The organism is Candidatus Accumulibacter sp. ACC012, assembly GCF_907163155.1.
In the GTDB taxonomy this organism is placed as follows: domain Bacteria; phylum Pseudomonadota; class Gammaproteobacteria; order Burkholderiales; family Rhodocyclaceae; genus Accumulibacter; species Accumulibacter delftensis.
Window position 1 is genome coordinate 35,568 of sequence record NZ_CAJQUC010000013.1, and the last position, 16,689, is coordinate 52,256.

Sequence of the window (16,689 nt, forward strand, 5' to 3'; positions counted from 1 at the left end):
GACGGTCAAGCACCTGGGCGTACTGCAATGAAACCAGTCAAGCGGAACGCCCAGACATCCCCGCCGACGTCTACCGACGCCACAGGTCAACAAGACGGGTTCGCTGAAGTCGCCGAACTGATTCAGGCGGCCCGGGAGCGCGCCCTGGTTGCCGTCAATACGGCCCTCATCGATCTCTACTGGCAAGTCGGCAAGGCAATCAGCGCACGCATCGCCAGCGATGGCTGGGGCAAGAGTACGGTCACCGCGCTGGCGTCGTACATTCAATCGCGCCAACCCGGACAGCGTGGTTTCTCACCGCAGAACCTGTGGCGAATGCGCCAGTTCTACGAAACCTGGGGTCAGCAGCTGGCAGATCGCCCGGAACTCTCGACGCTGTTGAGAGAACTGCCCTGGTCGGCGCACCTGCACCTCCTCGCCAAGACCAAGCGTCCCGAGGAGCGCGAGTTCTACCTGCGCATGAGCTGCCAGCAACGCTGGCCGGTACGGGAAGTCGCCCGCCAGATCGACAGCGCCCTGTTCGAACGTGCGGTGTTGCACCCGCCAAAACTCTCAACAGCGTTGAGAGAACTTCATCCTGGTGCCGCAACTGTCTTTCGCGATGCCTACGTCGTCGAGTTCCTCGAATTGCCAGACGGCCATCTCGAGGCCGATCTGCACCAGAGCCTGCTGCACAATCTCAGGCGATTTCTCAGCGAAATGGGCCGCGACTTCTGTTTCATCGGCAGCGAAGTGCCGCTGCAGGTAGGGGGTCGCGACTTTGCCCTCGATCTGCTGTTTTTTCATCGCGAACTGAATTGCCTGGTCGCCATCGAGCTGAAGATTGGCGAATTCCAGCCCGAACACCTCGGCAAGCTGGAGTTTTATCTCGAAGCCCTCGACCGTGACTTGCGCAAACCGCATGAAGGCCCGTCTATCGGCGTACTGCTTTGTGCCAGCAAGGACAGCGAAGTCGTCGAGTACGCCCTGAGTCGCTCGCTTTCGCCGGCATTGGTAGCCGAGTACTGGACCCGGCTACCCGACAGAAAACTGCTCCAGGCCAAGCTGCATGAGTTCTACACGCTGACCCGGACAGGCACACCAGATGAACCGAGCAAGCAAGACGACTAGAAGAGCACCATGACCCCAAAGAAAAAACTCATCGAAGTAGCCCTGCCGTTGGAGGCGATCAACGTCGCCAGTGCGCGCGAGAAGTCCATCCGCCACGGTCACCCTTCGACGCTGCATCTATGGTGGGCACGGCGGCCGCTGGCGGCGGCGCGGGCGGTGATCTTTGCCCAGATGGTCGATGACCCGTCGGCGCACCCGGACCTGTTTCCGACCGAGGAAAAACAGGAAGAAGAGCGGGAGCGCTTGTCCAAGATCATCGAGGAACTGGTGAAGTGGGAGAACACCACCAACGAAACGGTGCTGCAGCAGGCGCGCGATGAGATCTGGAAGAGTTGGCGCTATACCTGCGCCGAGAACGCCGACCACCCGCGCGCGAAAGAGCTGTTCGACCGCTACAAGCTGCCCGCTTTCCATGACCCCTTCGCCGGCGGCGGTGCACTGCCGCTGGAAGCACAGCGGCTGGGGCTGGAGAGCTACGCCAGCGATCTGAATCCGGTGGCGGTGCTGATCAACAAGGCGATGATCGAGATTCCGCCGAAGTTCGCCGGCAAGCCGCCGGTGAACCCGGACGGCCAGCGGCAGAAAGCGCAGATGAACAAGAGCTGGCGAGGCGCGCAAGGGCTCGCCGAAGACGTGCGCTATTACGGGCAGTGGATGCGCGACGAGGCCGAGAAGCGGATCGGCCACCTCTACCCCAAGGTCGAGGTTACAGCGGAGATGGCGAAGGAACGGCTAGACCTTAAGAATTACGTTGGCCGGAAGCTTACCGTCGTCGCATGGTTGTGGGCGCGCACGGTGAAAAGCCCAAACCCGGCTTTTGCCGGCGTCGACGTGCCTCTCGCCTCGACTTTCATGCTTTCCACCAAAGCGGGCAAGGAGGTCTATGTCGAGCCGGTGATCGAAGGGAGCGGCTATCGCTTCACGGTGAAGGTGGGCAAGCCGATGGACGCGAAAGGGGCAAAAACCGGCACTAAGCTGTCGCGCGGGGCGAACTTCAAGTGCCTGATGTCGGGCACGCCCATGACAGGCGACCATGTCAAGGGTGAGGGAAAGGCAGGTCGCATGGGTGCGCGGTTGATGGCCCTCGTCGCAGAAGGTGATCGCGGACGAATATACCTGCCACCGACTGAGGACATGGAGTCCGCTGCGCTACATGCAAAGCCTGAGTGGAAGCCTGATATTCTGATTTCTGGTAGCACTCAGTATCTTGGTGTAAAGCCCTATGGGTTGGAGAAGTTCTCCCAGCTATTCACAGACCGACAGCTCGAGGCATTGGGAACTTTCTCTGACCTTGTACAGGAAGTACGGGAACGAGCTGGTCGCGACGCCGCCATTGCGGACCAGAGTGGTAACGACAAACCTTTGGCTATTGGAGGCGACGGAGCCATTGCCTATGGAGATGCGGTTGGGGTCTATCTAGCGTTCGCCATATCAAAACTCGCAGATCGGGGCTCGACGATCTGTACATGGTTCACAGAACGAGACTCGACGCGGAATACCTTTGCTCGACAAGTCATCCCAATGACTTGGGACTACGCAGAATTGAATACTTTGCTGAACGGGACGGGCAGTTTTCTTGGAGCAGTTGGGTGGACAGCCGAAAGCATTGAAGGTGTCGCATCTTGTTATGGATCGACCTTTGGTGAGAGTAATCAAGTTGATGCGATGAGCCAGCGCGTATCAGAAGGCAAGGTCATTTCAACTGATCCTCCCTATTACGACAATGTTCCCTATGCCGACCTTTCAGACTTCTTCTACGTTTGGTTGCGCCGGTCTTTGAAACCTGTTTTTACCGATCTCTTCGCCACGCTCGCTGTGCCAAAAGCCGGAGAACTGGTTGCCTTCGCGTATCGCCACCGCGACAAAGAAACGGCTAGGGCGTTCTTTCTCGACGGTATGACGCAAGCCATGCACCGGCTAGCCGAGCAGGCGCATCCGGCCTTTCCGGTTACCATTTACTACGCTTTCAAGCAGGCGGAGAGCGACGGTGCAGACGGCACGACAAATACCGGCTGGGACACATTCCTTGCCGCCGTCATCGAGTCCGGCTTCGCCATTAGCGGTACCTGGCCGATGCGCACCGAACTGAGCAATCGCATGCTCGGCTCCGGAAACAACGCCCTCGCTTCCAGCATCGTCCTCGTCTGCCGCCAACGGTCCGGCAATGCACACACAGCCACCCGCCGGGATTTTGTTACTGCGCTCAAGGCCGAACTGCCCGCTGCGCTTGCTCACCTTCAGCGTGGCAACATCGCTCCTGTGGACTTGGCGCAGGCAGCGATCGGTCCCGGCATGGCTGTCTATACCCGTTACGACAAGGTGCTCGACGCTGACGGCAAGCCGCTCCCGGTACGCGCCGCGTTGACTCTCATCAACCAGGTACTCGACGAAGCTCTGGCCGAACAGGAAGGCGACTTCGATGCCGATACCCGCTGGGCGCTCACTTGGTTTGATCAGACCGGCTTCGCCGAGGGCGATTATGGCGTTGCCGAGCAGCTCTCCAAGTCCAAGAACACCGCCGTCGCCGGTCTGGTCGAGGCCGGCATTCTGGTTTCCAAGGCCGGCAAGGTGCGCCTGCTGAAACCCGTCGAACTGCCTGCCGACTGGGATCCCAGGACCGACAGCCGTCTCACCGTCTGGGAAATGGTGCACCAACTGATCCGCGTCCTCGAAGCCGGTGGCGAAGGTGCTGCCGCAGCACTGGTCGCCAGGCTCGGCAGCCAGGCGGAAACGGCCCGCGAACTCTGCTACCGCCTCTACACCCTGTGCGAACGCAAGAAGCGCGCCACCGAGGCCATGGCCTACAACGGCCTGGTGCAGAGCTGGCCGGAAATCACCCGCCTCGCCGCGGACAAGCCCCGCGCCGTAACGCCTGATACGCTTGACATGTTTGGGCACGAATGAAGCCGCGAAGGAGCATTTCATGAACCGATTGTTGAACCTCGACGAAGACATGCTGGCGCGCTTCTGCGAAGCCCATCACATTCGCCGGCTATCGTTGTTTGGCTCGCAACTGAAGGGAACGGCACGCCCGGACAGCGACGTCGACCTGCTGGTGGAATTCGATCCCGAGCACATTCCGACGCTGTTCGGGATCGCCGGGATGGAAATCGAGCTGTCCGCGATGTTGGGCAAGAAAGTCGATCTGCGTACCGCGGGTGACTTGTCGCGCTATTTTCGGGACGAGGTGGTGCGTACGGCCGAGGTGCAATATGCAGCCTGAGGATCGGGTGCGAATCCAGCACATGATAGGAGCCGCCGAATCGACGGCTCGCTTTCTCGCGGGACGGCAAAGGCAGGATCTCGATCAGGACGAAATGCTCTGTTTTGCACTGACGCGCGCCATCGAAATCATCGGCGAGGCGGCCAGTCGTGTGTCGCACGAGGCCCAGGACGCCCTGCCGAACGTGCCCTGGAAGGAAGTCACGGGGATGCGCAATCGTCTGGCGCATGCCTATTTTGATATCGACCTGGACATTCTTTGGCGGACGGCACGAGAAGCGGTGCCGGACTTGCTGGAAAAACTGGCAATGTTCCAGCAAACCGGGAACTGACGAATGGCTACCACCAATTTCGAACGCGTCGGCAAGGCGCTGGAGCTTCTCAAGACCGGCGTGGTGCCGTTCATCGAGCGCGAATTCAAGGCGAAATACGGTACTGGCTGGGCTTTCGAGGTGAAGGACATCCTGTCCGATACCCGCCTCGGCGCCGGCAAAACCGAATCGCTCAACGACATCGCCGCCTCACTGGTGGTCATGGATCGCAAATGGAGCGAGGTGTTTCGCCAGGTCCTCGGCAAGACGGAGCGCAGCCTCGTGAACGAGCTGCTGGCCGTCCGCAATAGCTGGGCGCATCAGGAAACCTTCTCCAGCGACGACGCCTACCGCGCACTCGATTCTGCCGCACGCCTGCTGACGGCCATTTCCGCACCGCAGGCCGGCGAAGTCGAGAAGATGAAGACCGAGCTGCTGCGCGTGCGCTTCGACGAGCAGGCGCGCGGCGAGAAGCGCAAGTCGGCCGGTACCGCCATCGAGAGCGGCGTGACGGGCAGCCTCAAGCCATGGCGGGAAGTGGTGATGCCGCACGAAGACGTGGCCAGCGGGCGCTATCAGCAGGCCGAGTTTGCTGCCGACCTGTGGCAGGTGCATCTGGGCGAAGGCACGCCGGAATACAGGGATCCGGTCGAGTTCTTCCGGCGCACCTATCTCACCGCGAGCCTGACCGAGATGCTGGTCGGCGCGGTGCGCCGTCTGACCGTCGGTGGTGGTGACCCGGTGGTGCAATTGCAGACCAACTTCGGCGGCGGCAAGACACACTCGATGCTGGCCTTGTATCACCTCTTCTCGGGCATTGCGCCGACCGAGCTGCCGGGCATCGACGCGATCATGCAGGCGGCCGGCGCCAAGGGCGCGCTCAAGGCGCAGCGAGTGGTGCTGGTCGGCAACAAGATTTCTCCGGGCAACCCGTCGACCAAACCCGATGGCACGGTGGTGCGCACACTGTGGGGAGAACTCGCCTGGCAACTGGGCGGCAAGAAAGCCTTCGCCCGAGTGCAGGCCGACGACGAGAATGCGACCAGCCCCGGCGACGTGCTGCGCGAACTGTTCAACGACTACGGCCCCTGCCTGATCCTGGTCGACGAATGGGTGGCCTATGCACGCCAGCTCCACGACCAGAGCGACCTGCCTGCCGGCGGCTTCGAGACGCAATTCACCTTCGCGCAGCTGCTCACCGAATCGGCCAAGCTGGCGAAGAACTGCCTGCTGGTGATCAGCCTGCCGGCTTCGGATACTTCCGGCGCGTCGCCACACACTCAGGCCGACGACGTGGAAGTCGGTGGCACGCGCGGCCGCGAGGCGCTGGATCGCTTGCGCAACGTCGTCGGGCGTGTCGAATCGTCGTGGCGGCCAGCGAGTGCCGAAGAGGGTTTCGAGATCGTGCGTCGGCGCCTGTTCCAGCCGCTGGCCGACCAGGCATTCAAGGACCGCGACGTGGTGGCGCGCGCTTTCGCCGACTTCTACCGTACGCAGCAGGCGGAGTTTCCGCCGGAGTGCCGGGAATCCGAGTACGAGCAGCGCATCAAGGCGGCGTACCCGATTCACCCGGAAATCTTCGACCGGCTGTACACCGATTGGTCGACGCTGGTGAAGTTTCAACGTACGCGCGGCGTGCTGCGGCTGATGGCGGCGGTGATTCACAGCCTCTGGGAAAAGGGCGACCGCAACCCGCTGATCCTGCCGGCCAACGTGTCGATCGACGACGCGCGCGTACAGTCCGAACTGACGCGCTACCTATCGGACAACTGGGTGCCGGTGATCGAGAAGGACGTCGACGGGCCGAACTCGCTGCCGCTGAAACTGGACAGCGAGCTGCCCAACCTGGGCAAATTCTCGGCCTGCCGGCGGGTGGCGCGCGCGATCTACCTGGGCTCGGCGCCGACCACGGCCGCCGCGCACCAGGGTATCGAGGACCGCCGTGTGAAACTCGGTTGCGTGATGCCCGGCGAATCGCCAGCGGTCTTTGGCGATGCCCTGCGACGGATGGCCGGCGCGGCCACCTACCTCTATCAGGATGGCCCGCATTACTGGTATTCGACCCAGCCGACGGTAACCAAGCTGGCTGAAGACCGCGCCGAACAGATGAAACGCGAGCCGGACAAGGTCGCGCATGAGCTGGAGCAGCGCCTGCGCAAGGACCTCGCCCGTACCGGCGACTTCCCGCGCATCCACCCGATGCCGGCGAGCGGCGCGGACGTGCCCGACGATCTCGACGCGCGTCTGGTGGTGCTCGGCGTCAATCATCCGTACAGCCGGGAAGGCGGCAGCGCCGCCGAGCTGGTTGCCAAGGCGATCCTGGAAAACCGCGGCAACACGCCACGCCTGTACCGCAATACGCTTGTTTTCCTGGCCGCCGACAAGACGCGCCTGCAGGACCTCGACGAAGCGGCGCGCAAGTTCCTGGCGTGGAAATCGATTCTCGATGAGCAGAAGAACCTCAACCTGACGCCCTACCAGGTCACCCAGGCCGAGACGCAGAAGACTTCTGCCGACGGCGCCGTGACGGCACGACTACCCGAGACCTATCAATGGCTGCTGGTACCGGTGCAAGGGACACCGCAGGCGGCAACCACCTGGGAGGCACTGCGCCTGCAGGGGCAGGACGCGCTGGCCGTGCGCGCGAGCAAGAAACTGCGTACCGACGAGCACTACCTGACCAGCTTCGCCCCGACACGCCTGCGCATGGAACTCGACCGCGTGCCGCTCTGGCGCGGCAACCACGTGGCCGTGAAACAACTGGTCGACGATTTCGCGCGCTATCTCTACCTGCCCCGGCTCAGAAACTCCAGTGTGCTGCTCGACGCGATCCGCGATGGCGTGAACCTGCTCACCTGGATGCAGGACAGCTTTGCGCTTGCCGACAGTTTCGACGAGGGTGAAGGCCGCTACAAGGGGCTGCGCGGCGGCACGATGGTAACGATGGTCGACGCGCATGCGCCGGATCTGGTGGTGAAGCCCGATGTGGCCAGCAAGCAGCTGGAGTCCGAGCGTAGTGCGCGCCCGGCAGATGGGGTGACAGGGCAGTCGCCTGCGGGAGGCAACGCCGGGACAGCGTCTCCCCTGCCGGGCACGACGCAGACCAGTTCAGTCCCGCCAGGGGCGGTGAAGCCAAAGCGCTTCCACGGCACGGCGATCCTCGAGACCGCACGTGTTGGTCGGGACGCCAGCCGGATCGCCGATGAAGTCATTGCGCACCTCGCTGGACTCGTCGGCGCGTCGGTGACGGTCACCATCGAGGTGGAAGCCGAGATCCCGGATGGGGCGCCGGATCATGTCGTGCGGACGGTGACCGAGAACAGCCGGACGCTGAAGTTTACGAGTCAGGGGTTCGAGAAGGAGTAGGTGCGAGCGGTCGCGCGACACTTTTGGGACCTGGAGGCTAAACCCCTCTAGTCATCGGTGACCCGTCGCTGGGGTTCCTTACCTTGGTATCGCTGTTAGCAGTTATGCTAGTTGAGCAGAGTCCTTCTTTGTAGGTCATCTGCGACCATAGCTCATGTGACGGGGCTGTCTGCTACCCCTGGTCTGGGGTGACCGCAGGGAGGTTCTTCATTTCCGTGACCACATGCCGTACAGTCATGCCATCGAAACGCCACAGGAGAAAAAGGATGGTTGACAGTGTAGCGGGAGGAAAGGCCGCAAAAGTGGTGCCGTTGCGCGCCTCTAATCCGGTGCAATCGTCCGACAAAAAATGGGGAAGAGTGGTGATGAAGCAAGGCTTCTGCATCATTCCATCTATCCTTCTACGTGCGCAGCGGAGGCTTGGCTTGAACCCGACGCAGTTGGCGGTACTGATGCAGCTTTGCGACTACTGGTGGGATCATATGCGCAAGCCATATCCGAGCAAGGAAACGATCGGCGAGCGGCTAGGACTGGGCCCGAGGCAGGTGCAACGCTACATGGCAGACTTGGAAGCAGCTGGACTGCTGACACGCAATGAACGCTACGCCAAAAACGGCGGCAGGCTGAGCAACGAATACGATTTGTCTGGCCTGGTGGAAAGGCTCAAGAAGATCGCGCCGGACTTCGAGGAAGCGAAAGAGGTCAAACGCCAAGCGAGCCGACGCGGTGGGCTGCAAGCAGCCCCCGCACAACAAAACAAGATGTGAAAGTTTAGCGACGTAGCTCAGCCGGATAGAGCATCCTGCTTGCGACGGAACTCAAGGCCGACACCTTGATAATACGGGCAGGAAGGGCGCGGGTTCAAGTCCCGCCGCCGCTCCCATTTGCAGAACCCCTGATCGCCTCGTAACCGAAGCGATCAGGGTTGGTTGTTGTGGTGTACGTGGTGCGCGGCTCCTCGCTAGAATGGCGAGATGTCGAAACAGATTTCTCCCGCAACCCCGGAACTCAATCGTCTCCGCGCGGCGGCGGGTCTTATCCCGATCATCGAAGCCGGCTTGACCGACTCAAAACTCACCGCCGAAAGAGCAGCACTGATGGCCTCCTTCTGCGAATGGGCAACGGAGAAACGCTTCACAGATCCCGAAGCGATCAAGCTGGCGGAAAGCGTTGATGCAGGCCTGAAACGCATCAAGATGTGCTTGCTTTTGCCGTGTGAAACGCCACGGGTGTAGGTGATCGGGGAGCCGTCTTGTTCGACCTTGAGTGTTTTCAGGCGGTCGATACTGGCGACTGAGCTATTCGCCCGCGCGTCGATGTGAAATACACAACCGCGCAGAACTCAACGACCTTATTTCGCGCTGACTTGCCTGTCCTTGGCCAGCAAACGGACCACGGTGGAAGGATGTACCCGAAACAACCTGGCGGCGTCGGCGCCAGTCTTCCGTCCTGATGTGACCAGGTCGATCACTTCCTTCTGTTGCTGGGGGGTGAGCTTGGCGCGGCGCCCCCCAATTCGGCCTTGCTGCCGGGCGGCGTCGAGGCCCGTGCGGGTGCGTTCGCGCAACATGGCGCGCTCGAACTCGGCGAATGAACCGACGATCTGCATCATCATTCGGCCAGCGGGTGTAGAGGTATCAATCGCCTCGGTCAGGCTCTGGAAATCGGCCCCTGCCCCGTCAATTTTTTCGAGGGTCAGGAGCAGATCTTTGAGGGAACGGGAAAGCCGGTCGAGCTTCCACACGACGACGACGTCACCCTTGCGTAAATGCCCGAGCAGATGATGCAGCTCCGGGCGGTCCCAGCGGCCCCCAGACGCCTTCTCCTGAAAGACTCTTTCGCAGCCGGCGGCCTCAAGTGCGCCGATCTGAAGTGCGGTGTCTTGATCCTGGGTAGAAACGCGGGCGTAGCCGATGCGCATGATTGCAAATTCCTGTTGCCATTTGTTTCTATTTTGCAATACGTTTTTGCAACCTGCAAGGCCTGGCGCTGGGGTCGTTGGCTTCGCGTTGCGCAAAGGAACGTTTGTGCAACGCCCCCTGCCCTGCCTGACCCCTTCGTGACGGCGGACGCGGATGGCGATTGACACTCGTTCGGCGAACGTATAGAAATAGTAGTTACTAACTATTAGTTGGAGGTCTGCTATGCCAACCAGTGTCGCGCTCGGTTCCCACTTTGAGGAGTTCGTGAAGTCGCAACTCTCGTCGGGACGGTACAACAACGCCAGCGAGGTTGTCCGCGAAGGGCTGCGGATGCTCGAAGACCAAGAAAAGCTGCGAGCCCTCAAGTTTGAGGCGCTACGAGCAGAAGTGCAGAGAGGCATGGAAGGCGGGCCGGGAATTCCTGCCGGGCAGGTCTTCGAGAACTTGCGGCGGCGGATCGACGAGATTGCCGCCGGCGAGGCGGAGTGATGCGTCTGGAGTTCTCGCCAGAAAGCCAGCTCGACCTGATCGAAATCGCCGCCTTCATTGCGCATGACAATCCGGCTCGTGCGAAATCGTTCGTGGATGAGCTTGAAGCGGACTGCGGCAGGCTCACCATTCAGCCGGGTATCGGTGCGCCGCGTCCTGAGCTAGGCGACGGTGTGCGAGTGCTGCCGCACGGGCGTTACCTCATTTTCTACCGGCCAAATGAGGACGTAGTTTGGATTGCGCGTGTCCTGCACAGTGCTCGTGACGTGGGGACAGCGTTTCACCATTGACGTTGCGGTGCCGGACGGCGGTAGTCGTTCGATGGAGGGCCGTTTCACCGTCTTCTGCTTTTCAATGATGGCCTGCAATGCAGCGTGGAGGAGAGGCAACGATGCGCGTTCGCTGGGAGACAAGTACCAGGTACTACGAGGTCCGTCTGATGCGTGACCTGCTTCAGCATTGGGTGCTCGTCGTTTCCAGGGGCGGAAAGACCAATCGTCTTGGTGCGCTCCGGACTCTTTTCGTATCAAGCGAAGAGGAATAAAGTGGTCCCCTGAGTCAAGACAAATATCAACCGAGTTTAAGGTGTGCACTTAACTTCACTAGCAGCTGAACGGCGCTGCCCCGGTGTTGCCTTTGACTCTGCTTTTGATGCTGTCGTTGACTTTGCCTTTGCGGGTGGGGCATCGCCTGTTCCGCTACGCTCCACAGGCGATGCCCCACCCGCGCCGCCAAACTTGTCGAGGATCAACGCCCCTCCACCTGTGCCGTTCCGATAGACGACGGCGGGTGCCGTGTCGCCCAGCGACTGGTGCGGACGCTCAGCGTTGTAGAAGGCGAAGTACTCGGTCAGGCCAAGCATCAATTCGCCCATCGTGGCATAGCCCTTCAGATACACGTCCTCGTACTTGACGCTGCGCCAGAGGCGCTCGACGAAGATGTTGTCGAACACGCGTCCCCGCCCATCCATGCTGATGACCACGCCTTCCCGTTTCAGCACCCCGGTGAAGGCTTCACTGGTGAACTGCGCGCCTTGATCGCTGTTGAAGATTTCTGGCTTGCCGTGGCTACGCAGGGCCTCCTCCAGGCAATCAACACAGAACACCGATTCCATGCTGTTGCTGATCCGCCAGCTAAGCACCTTGCGGCTATACCAGTCGATCACCGCGACCAGGTAGGCGAAGCCGTGCGCCAGCCGGATGTAGGTGATGTCCGTGCTCCACACCTGGTTGGGTCTGACCACAGGAACGCCCCGCAGCAGATACGGATAGACCGGGTGCTCCGGGCGCGGACGGCTGGTGTTCGGCCCCGGCGCCATGCCCGACAGCCCCATCAGTCGCATCAGGCGTTGCACGCGCTTGCGATTGACCGTATGTTTCGCCTTCGCCAGAAAGATCACCATCCGACGGGTGCCGTAAAACGGGTGCCGCGTGTACTCCTCGTCAATTAGCCGACTGTGAAGGAGATCGTTGGCATCGACCACCGGTGGCCGACGCTGCGCGTAGACCGTGGCTCGGCATACTCCTGCCAGAGCGCATTGCTGCACCACCGCGACGGCCTCCCCCGGGTCGATCCACGCATGCCGTATCACGGCAGGCTGATCCCAGACTTTTTTTTCAGCCAGTCAAGTTCCATCTTCAACTTGCCGATCTCGCTGTACAACAGTTCCGGCTCACGGTGCGCCGCCGCCGGCTTGGGGCCGCGCTTGCCTTCAAACAGCGTCTTGGCATTCTCCTGAATGGCCTTCTTCCATTGCCCAACCTGCACAGGATGCACGCCGTATTCCCGCCCAATCTCGTTGATCGTCTTTACCCCGCGTACAGCCTCCAGACCAACCTTGGCCTTGAACTCTGGCGTATGTACCTTCCGCGTCGTTGCTTCACTCATCGCTTCTCGCTCCCTATGACGGAGCACAGCTTAAACCTCTGTCTGATTTCCAGGGACCACTATAGAAGGCATGAAGATGATCGAGACCGTGGAGAAGGTTCGAACTCGCCGCGGATACGTTCGGGTGCCTGTTTAGCTGTTGCACCTACGCGTGAGCGCAAGCCTTGCCACCTCGTCTTCCACCTCGGCGGCCGTGCGATCCCAGTTGTCCACACAAATCGGGGATAACCCTGTGCGTCCTGCCCGGCAAGCCAACGCCAGAGTGTCTCGAAGCAATCTGCCCGGAACTTGAGCAATCCATTGCTTGCTGAGGGGACGAGACCTGCCCGGGCGTGGGCCGGTATTTTTTTGGCCGTGCTCGACACGGTGGATGGCTTATCATTTTTGGTGACGCTTGCGCTTGGGCTCGTCGGCCTGCATGCTAATTTGACCAAGAGTTGCGGGTCTCCCGCGGAGAGTGTTCATGTCTTCTGCCCTACCCTCGTTTAGTGATCTGTCGGCTCCGATCGCCGTGCGCGAAGAGATGGCTGCGCTTCGCGCAGCACTGGATGCAGCGGTGCCACGGAAACGCTCGCTCGATCGCAACTTGCTGGTGGCGACGTGGAATCTCAAAGATTTCGGGTCACTGACGCGCAAATGGGAGGCCGGCGCGGCGGACAGCCCAAAGCGCGACTACCGCGCCCTATGGGCGATCGCAGAGATCGTTTCGCGCTTCGATGTGGTGGCTTTGCAAGAGGTGGGGGGCGATTTGGCGGCGTTGCGCACTCTGATGAAGACGCTGGGGCCAAGCTGGCGTTTCCTGATGACGGACGTGACTCGGGGTGCTGCAGGCGGAGGCGAGCGTATGGTCTTCGTGTTCGATGGCGCGCGCACAGAGTTGTCGGGACTGGCCGGGGAACTCGTCGTTCCGCCGGAGTGGTTGGCCGAAATCGCGCCAGACGCTCTGAAGCGACAGTTCGCGCGCACGCCGTATGCAGTGAGCTTCCAGGCCGGAGAAACCACGGTAATTCTGGTGACGTTGCATGTTCTCTACGGTAAGGCCGCTGTCGATCGGGAACCGGAGCTTGCGGCCATCGCACGTTGGCTGGCCGAGTGGGCACGCCAAGAGAACCGCTGGCATCACAATTTGGTGGTGCTGGGTGACTTCAACATCGACCGACAAGGCGATGTACTCTGGCGGGCCTTCACGTCAACGGGGTTGGTGGTTCCGCCGGCGTTGCATGAGGTGCGCCGCTCGATCTTCGCGGACCCGGGCGAACCCACGCTGGGCAAGTTCTACGACCAGATTGCCTGGTTCGGCAGCGGCAGAAGTCAGTTGTTGGGCCTGGACCTGCTGAACGCGGGTGGGTTCGACTTCGTGCCACTGTTGTACCGCGATGTAGGTATGAGCCGAGCGCAGATGCAATATCGCTTATCGGATCACTATCCACTATGGGTTGAGTTCGGCTGCAATTGAGCACGTTTGTGCAGCACGGTGACACGCTCCGTCCGACGGGGGTTTTTTGACGGTAAATGGATGCGCTTGGCGCGTGCGGCAGGAAAACCTCGGAGCTGGGTCAAGGGCAGGCCGCGGTTTTTTGCAGCCTGGCGAAGCCTCTCTTGACGCAGCGAAGGGGCGCGAGACTGAGGTGCGGCAGTATGCTTTATAATTCGCTGTACAGTGAATATACCTAAACCGCCGAATATACGCTAGTATGTTTATATTCACTGTCCAGTAAAGAATTCCCTAGAGCCACGATGCTTGCGTCGCCTACGACTGAACACCAATTGATCGATCAGCTCCTCAACGCCCTTCGGGAGCTGCCGGAAGTGCACGCCGAGCTCGATCGTTGGGAGCCTGCCGGCCCGGCCGGCGAGTGCGCCCATGACGCTCGAATTGATCTGCGTGTCGCAGGCAAGTCATTCACCCTGCTGATCGAGGCCAAGAAGGCCGCGTACCCGCGAGACGTACGTGAGGCGCTGTGGCAGCTTAGGGCACTCAATCGTCGCACACCCAATCCATCCGGGCACGATCCCGTGTGGCTGCTAGTCGCCGAGTCCATCTCTCCCGGAGCCAAGGAGCTTCTCAGGCACGAGCGGGTCGGCTATTACGACAGCGGCGGTAGCCTCTATCTGCCCGCACCTGGTGCCTACCTTTACATCGACAAGCCACCATCCAAGAGCCAGGTGAAGTCCGTGCGGTCACTGTTTTCCGGTCGGCGCGCGCAAGTTCTGCACGCCATGTTAGTTCATCATGGCGACTGGTTCGGGGTTAAAGGCCTCGCTGAACGGGCGCTGGTGTCACCGGCTACGGTCTCCCAGGTGTTGACGGAGCTGGAACGTTACGACTGGCTGGTCTCTCGCGGACAGGGGCCGAGCAAGGAGCGCCACCTCTCCGAACCTTCAGCCTTGCTGGATGCCTGGGTGAAGCAGCTCGCATCGATTCGGCTGTCCGATCTGCGTCGCTACTACGTGCCTGCCATGAAGGCGGATCAGCTGCTGGAACATGTCGGCCAGGTCTTCGCCAGTCACGAGGTTAAGTACGCGATCAGCCACGAAGCAGCAGCGCAACGCTATGCTCCGTTTCTCTCCAGTGTCTCCCAGGTACGCGTCCGGTTGCTGGTCGGCGCCAATGCCGACAACGCTATCGGCGACCTCGGCGCACGTCCCGTCAACGAAGGCGCCAACCTGGCGATCATCGAAGCGAAGTCGCTTGGTGAGCTGCTGTTCCGCGAGGAAGTGGGCAGTATCTGGCTGGCCAGCCCGATCCAGGTTTACCTTGATCTGCTGGGTGGCGAAGGTCGCGCCAAGGAAATGGCCGAGCACCTGCGTAAGGAAAGGATCGGCTTCTGATGGCCAAACCTGCGACACTCGACGGCTACAGCGATCAGTACACGCTCGACTGCGAACGCGTCCTCGTGACGCTGCTGCGCGGCCTCGGTCCGTGGAAGGAATCCGTCTACCTCATCGGCGGTCTCACGCCGAGGTATCTGGTCGCCGCCCGGCCACCCGTTGTCCCTGCGCATGCCGGTACCCTGGATGTCGACATCGTAATTGACCTGCAAATCCTGACCGACACCGATGCGTATCACACACTGGAGAACAACCTCACAAGGATGGGTTTCGAGCGCGCCGAGAACGAGAAGCAGCAGAAGCTCTCCTGGCGCTGGCAGGCCCGCACAGAACATGGGGCTTTGATGGTGCTCGAATTGCTCGCCGATGCGCCAGACATCGCCGGTGGAAAGGTGCAGCCACTACCAACCGATGGCACGATCTCGGCGCTCAACATCCCGCACTCGTCCATCGTTTTCGACCTCCACCAAGTTACCGAGATCCGGGCTGAACTGCTGGGGGGCAACGGGGTTGCGACCGAGAAGGTCAAGCACGCCAATCTGGTCAGTTTCACGTGCTTGAAGTCGTTCGCGTTCGATCAGCGCTTCGAACGTAAGGACGCTCACGACCTGATCTATTGCATCGAACACGCCCCCGAGGGCATGGACGTGGTCGCAGAAGCCTTCCGCAAGGCGCGCGACGGCAAGCACGGCGCGGTGATTCGGGCCTCGCTGGAAATCCTGCGCAATCGCTTCACGCAAGACGACGTGATCGAGGGCTATCGCAAAGACGGCCCGGTGTCAGTGGCGAAGTTCGAACTCGGTGAAGGCGACGAAGCTGAGCAGCGCGAGGCAAGGGCGTTACGGCAGCGCCAAGCGAGCGATATCATCGACCAATTGCTTGGTCACATTGGCTGATGAGAGAGCGCCAATGACTTTTCCTGCATCAGCCGCCGATCCTCTGCCGCGACAGCACGGCATAAGCTGTGTTTACCCGCTTGGCTTCCGCCTGAAGCTGGGCGCGCTTCTCCGCGTTCATGGCGCTCGCTCGCGCCGGCGATGCTTGTTGCACCAGTTCGCGCCTAGTCTGCTCTATCGACTCCCACGTGGAGCCCGGTGTGGCTTTGAGCAACTTGTATGCGTCGTCGACGGGCATGGTGGGAGGCTCTGGAGGCGTGGGCTTTGGCACCGCCGCGCGCGGCACCAGTGGCTTGGCTTCTGGTGCCGGAGGCCGCGGCTGCGTGACAACTGGTGGCGAAACAACCGGGGGCAGCGGCGCCCGCTCCCATAGCTCTGGCTGCCGAACTGGAGGCGCCGGTGACTTCACCGGTGGTGGCGGCACGGGAACCACCTCCGCCGGGGCCAGCAGCGCGGCACTGGACATCGCCGCCTGCACTTCGGCAAGAAGCGTTACTGCTCGGGGCACATGCCGGTTTTGCAGTTCATGCTCCAACTGCCTGAGCGTCCCAGGGTCTCCCCTCAATGTCTCGAAGAGGGCCTCTAGCTGCGCGATGTTCTGGCGCATCAAGGGGCGTTTCATACCTCTAAGGCCTCCTGTTCCTGCTCCGGCTC

General features: G+C 61.2%; 14 protein-coding genes, 1 tRNA gene and 1 pseudogene. 13 read left to right on the top strand and 3 right to left on the bottom strand.

Translation table 11 applies throughout. The annotated features are described in order from the left end of the window. Positions 1-27: 27 nt before the first annotated feature. The 8 genes from QZ648_RS13940 (at position 28) to QZ648_RS13975 (ending at position 9,244) form a co-directional block, all read left to right on the top strand. Positions 28-1,110 (top strand): PDDEXK nuclease domain-containing protein, encoded by a 1,083-nt coding sequence (locus QZ648_RS13940; RefSeq protein ID WP_169068628.1) that lies wholly within the window; start codon positions 28-30, stop codon positions 1,108-1,110. Between the two features lie 9 nt (positions 1,111-1,119). After that, a complete protein-coding gene (locus QZ648_RS13945) occupies positions 1,120-4,014 on the top strand; it encodes a DUF1156 domain-containing protein (protein ID WP_169068629.1) in 2,895 nt (964 codons plus the stop codon). Positions 4,015-4,033: 19 nt separating this feature from the next. Further along, positions 4,034-4,333, top strand: coding sequence for a nucleotidyltransferase domain-containing protein (locus QZ648_RS13950; protein ID WP_169068630.1), 300 nt, complete (start codon positions 4,034-4,036; stop codon positions 4,331-4,333). Between the two features lie 22 nt (positions 4,334-4,355). After that, on the top strand, positions 4,356-4,664 hold the full coding sequence (locus tag QZ648_RS13955; RefSeq protein ID WP_248595653.1) for a HepT-like ribonuclease domain-containing protein: 309 nt from the start codon (positions 4,356-4,358) through the stop codon (positions 4,662-4,664). A 3-nt stretch (positions 4,665-4,667) separates the two neighbouring features. Beyond that, a complete protein-coding gene (locus tag QZ648_RS13960; protein ID WP_169068632.1) occupies positions 4,668-8,009 on the top strand; it encodes a Swt1 family HEPN domain-containing protein in 3,342 nt (1,113 codons plus the stop codon). Between the two features lie 266 nt (positions 8,010-8,275). After that, on the top strand, positions 8,276-8,776 hold the full coding sequence (locus QZ648_RS13965; RefSeq protein ID WP_169068633.1) for a helix-turn-helix domain-containing protein: 501 nt from the start codon (positions 8,276-8,278) through the stop codon (positions 8,774-8,776). A 6-nt stretch (positions 8,777-8,782) separates the two neighbouring features. Continuing rightward, positions 8,783-8,892 (top strand) — tRNA-OTHER (locus tag QZ648_RS13970). A gap of 91 nt (positions 8,893-8,983) precedes the next feature. After that, positions 8,984-9,244, top strand: a complete 261-nt coding sequence (locus QZ648_RS13975) for a hypothetical protein (RefSeq protein ID WP_169068634.1) — start codon at positions 8,984-8,986, stop codon at positions 9,242-9,244. Positions 9,245-9,360: 116 nt separating this feature from the next. On the opposite strand, the gene QZ648_RS13980 is transcribed toward QZ648_RS13975, so the two are convergent. Further along, a complete protein-coding gene (locus QZ648_RS13980) occupies positions 9,361-9,930 on the bottom strand; it encodes a recombinase family protein (RefSeq protein ID WP_169068635.1) in 570 nt (189 codons plus the stop codon). A gap of 223 nt (positions 9,931-10,153) precedes the next feature. Between QZ648_RS13980 and QZ648_RS13985 the strand changes: the two genes are divergently transcribed. Continuing rightward, entirely contained in the window at positions 10,154-10,420 is a 267-nt protein-coding gene (locus QZ648_RS13985; RefSeq protein ID WP_169068636.1) for a type II toxin-antitoxin system ParD family antitoxin, read from the top strand. Then, entirely contained in the window at positions 10,420-10,710 is a 291-nt protein-coding gene (locus QZ648_RS13990; protein ID WP_211203902.1) for a type II toxin-antitoxin system RelE/ParE family toxin, read from the top strand. Before QZ648_RS13985 ends, QZ648_RS13990 begins: the two co-directional genes overlap by 1 nt. Positions 10,711-11,144: 434 nt before the next feature. Here the strand turns inward: QZ648_RS13990 and QZ648_RS13995 are convergent. Continuing rightward, positions 11,145-12,307, bottom strand: a pseudogene (locus QZ648_RS13995) (IS3 family transposase); the annotation flags it as partial. A 463-nt stretch (positions 12,308-12,770) separates the two neighbouring features. Between QZ648_RS13995 and QZ648_RS14000 the strand changes: the two are divergent. The 3 genes from QZ648_RS14000 (at position 12,771) to QZ648_RS14010 (ending at position 16,035) form a co-directional block, all read left to right on the top strand. Then, positions 12,771-13,763 carry an endonuclease/exonuclease/phosphatase family protein gene (locus QZ648_RS14000; protein WP_169068638.1) on the top strand — a complete coding sequence of 331 codons (993 nt, stop codon included), beginning with the start codon at positions 12,771-12,773 and terminating at the stop codon, positions 13,761-13,763. 281 nt (positions 13,764-14,044) lie between these two features. Further along, positions 14,045-15,139, top strand: a complete 1,095-nt coding sequence (locus tag QZ648_RS14005; RefSeq protein ID WP_169068639.1) for a hypothetical protein — start codon at positions 14,045-14,047, stop codon at positions 15,137-15,139. Beyond that, a complete protein-coding gene (locus QZ648_RS14010; protein ID WP_169068640.1) occupies positions 15,139-16,035 on the top strand; it encodes an antitoxin in 897 nt (298 codons plus the stop codon). Before QZ648_RS14005 ends, QZ648_RS14010 begins: the two co-directional genes overlap by 1 nt. A gap of 28 nt (positions 16,036-16,063) precedes the next feature. Here the strand turns inward: QZ648_RS14010 and QZ648_RS14015 are convergent, their stop codons facing one another. Then, positions 16,064-16,657 carry a hypothetical protein gene (locus QZ648_RS14015; protein ID WP_169068641.1) on the bottom strand — a complete coding sequence of 198 codons (594 nt, stop codon included), beginning with the start codon at positions 16,655-16,657 and terminating at the stop codon, positions 16,064-16,066. Positions 16,658-16,689: the final 32 nt, after the last annotated feature.

Coding starts and splice junctions, on each gene's coding strand:
- QZ648_RS13940 (WP_169068628.1), top strand. CDS start 28: ATGAAACCAGTCAAGCGGAACGCCCAGACATCCCCGCCGACGTCTACC.
- QZ648_RS13945 (WP_169068629.1), top strand. CDS start 1,120: ATGACCCCAAAGAAAAAACTCATCGAAGTAGCCCTGCCGTTGGAGGCG.
- QZ648_RS13950 (WP_169068630.1), top strand. CDS start 4,034: ATGAACCGATTGTTGAACCTCGACGAAGACATGCTGGCGCGCTTCTGC.
- QZ648_RS13955 (WP_248595653.1), top strand. CDS start 4,356: ATGATAGGAGCCGCCGAATCGACGGCTCGCTTTCTCGCGGGACGGCAA.
- QZ648_RS13960 (WP_169068632.1), top strand. CDS start 4,668: ATGGCTACCACCAATTTCGAACGCGTCGGCAAGGCGCTGGAGCTTCTC.
- QZ648_RS13965 (WP_169068633.1), top strand. CDS start 8,276: ATGGTTGACAGTGTAGCGGGAGGAAAGGCCGCAAAAGTGGTGCCGTTG.
- QZ648_RS13975 (WP_169068634.1), top strand. CDS start 8,984: ATGTCGAAACAGATTTCTCCCGCAACCCCGGAACTCAATCGTCTCCGC.
- QZ648_RS13980 (WP_169068635.1), bottom strand. CDS start 9,930: ATGCGCATCGGCTACGCCCGCGTTTCTACCCAGGATCAAGACACCGCA.
- QZ648_RS13985 (WP_169068636.1), top strand. CDS start 10,154: ATGCCAACCAGTGTCGCGCTCGGTTCCCACTTTGAGGAGTTCGTGAAG.
- QZ648_RS13990 (WP_211203902.1), top strand. CDS start 10,420: ATGCGTCTGGAGTTCTCGCCAGAAAGCCAGCTCGACCTGATCGAAATC.
- QZ648_RS14000 (WP_169068638.1), top strand. CDS start 12,771: ATGTCTTCTGCCCTACCCTCGTTTAGTGATCTGTCGGCTCCGATCGCC.
- QZ648_RS14005 (WP_169068639.1), top strand. CDS start 14,045: ATGCTTGCGTCGCCTACGACTGAACACCAATTGATCGATCAGCTCCTC.
- QZ648_RS14010 (WP_169068640.1), top strand. CDS start 15,139: ATGGCCAAACCTGCGACACTCGACGGCTACAGCGATCAGTACACGCTC.
- QZ648_RS14015 (WP_169068641.1), bottom strand. CDS start 16,657: ATGAAACGCCCCTTGATGCGCCAGAACATCGCGCAGCTAGAGGCCCTC.